The following is a 1639-nucleotide window of genomic DNA, read 5'->3' on the forward strand; positions in this document are numbered from 1 at the left end:
CGCGGGCGCGGATCGTCGCCCAGGCGCTCGTCGGCGCGGAGCCGTACTACCACCTCGACGGGCCCGTCGACGCGACGGCGCACGTCCTGAAGCAGGCGGGCATGGCCGTCGGGGACCTCGACCTCGTCGAGGTCAACGAGGCGTTCGCCTCCGTCGTCCTCTCCTTCCTCCGGGTGCACGAGGTCGACCCGGACCTGGTCAACGTCGGCGGCGGCGCCATCGCGCTCGGCCACCCCGTCGGCTCCACGGGGGCCCGGCTCCTCACCACGGCGCTCCACGAGCTGGAGCGCACCGACGGGACGAGGGCCCTCGTCACCATGTGCGCAGGCGGCGCGCTCTCCACGGCCACGATCGTCGAACGCCTCTGAGCCCGGCGCCAACGCCCCGGCACCGCCCGCCAGTTCGACCACCCGAGGGGACGCCATGACCATCGGACTCACCGAGGAGCACCGCGCGCTGCGCGACTCCGTGCGCGGCTGGGCCGCCCGGCACGTCCCGCGCACGGAGGTGCGTGCCGCGTTCGACGCGGAGCGCGAGCGGACGCCCGCCTGGTGGCGGCCGCTCGCCGAACAGGGGCTGCTGGGGCTGCACCTGCCGGAGAAGTGCGGGGGCTCCGGGTACGGACTCGTCGAACTCGCCGTCGTCCTGGAGGAGTTGGGGCGCGCGTTGGCGCCAGGACCGTTTCTGCCGACGGTGCTCGCCTCGGCCGTCCTCCACGAGGCGGGCCGCGACGACCTGCTCCCTCCGCTCGCCGACGGCAGCCGCACCGCGGCGCTCGCGCTCGACCCCGGCACCCTCGCGCTCACCCGCCGTCCCGACGGCCGCGCCGTCCTGGCGGGGGAGTCGGCGCCGGTGCTCGGCGGACACGTCGCCGACCTCGTCGTCCTGCCCTTCCACGAGGAGGGGCAGCCGGGTTGGGCCGTGGCGCCACGCGCCGCGCTCGCCGCCGACGACCTGGCCAGCCACGACGCCACCCGGCGCCTCTCCCGCTTCCGCGCCGAGGACCTCGTCCTAGAGGAGCCCGACGTACTCGGCGTCCTCGCACCGCGGCGCCCGTACGACCTCGCCGCTGCCCTCTTCGCCGCCGAGGCGTCGGGGCTCGCCGATCTCAACACCTCGGTCGCCGCCGAACACGCCCGGGTGCGCACGCAGTTCGGCCGCCCGATCGGGCAGTTCCAGGGCGTCAAACACCGCTGCTCGCGGATGCTCGCCCGCGCCGAGCAAGCGAGGGCCTGCGCCTGGGACGCCGCACGCGCGCTCACCCCGGGCAGCGGCGCCGACGCACAGGAGGCCGGGCTCGCCGCGGCGACGGCGGCGGCGACGGCAGTGGACGCCGCCTTCACGACCGCCAAGGACGCCGTCCAGACCCTCGGCGGCATCGGCTTCACCTGGGAGCACGACGCCCACCTCGTCCTGCGCAGGGCGCACACCCTGCGCCTGCTCCTCGGCCCCGGCGCCGGATGGCACCGCAGGATCGCGGCGCTCACCCTGGAGGGCGCCAGGCGCGACCTCGGCGTCGAACTCCCCGCCGAGGCAGCGCCGATGCGTGCGGAAGTACGCCGAACCCTCGCCCCCGCACGGAAGTTGCCGGAGGCCGAACGCCGCACCTACCTCGCGGACCACGGGTTCACCGCGCCGC

1 protein-coding gene and 1 pseudogene are annotated in these 1639 nt (G+C 76.1%); both read left to right on the forward strand.

Features of this window, described 5'->3' with window-relative positions; genetic code table 11:
* Positions 1 to 368, forward strand: a pseudogene (locus tag UWG_RS31175) (steroid 3-ketoacyl-CoA thiolase); the annotation flags it as partial.
* 55 nt (positions 369 to 423) lie between these two features.
* Positions 424 to 1639 (forward strand): acyl-CoA dehydrogenase family protein (locus UWG_RS0126590; protein ID WP_016910234.1); only part of this gene is annotated, 1216 nt, incomplete at its 3' end.

The sequence above is a fragment of the Streptomyces xiaopingdaonensis genome (genome assembly GCF_000262345.1).
Taxonomy (GTDB): domain Bacteria; phylum Actinomycetota; class Actinomycetes; order Streptomycetales; family Streptomycetaceae; genus Streptomyces; species Streptomyces xiaopingdaonensis.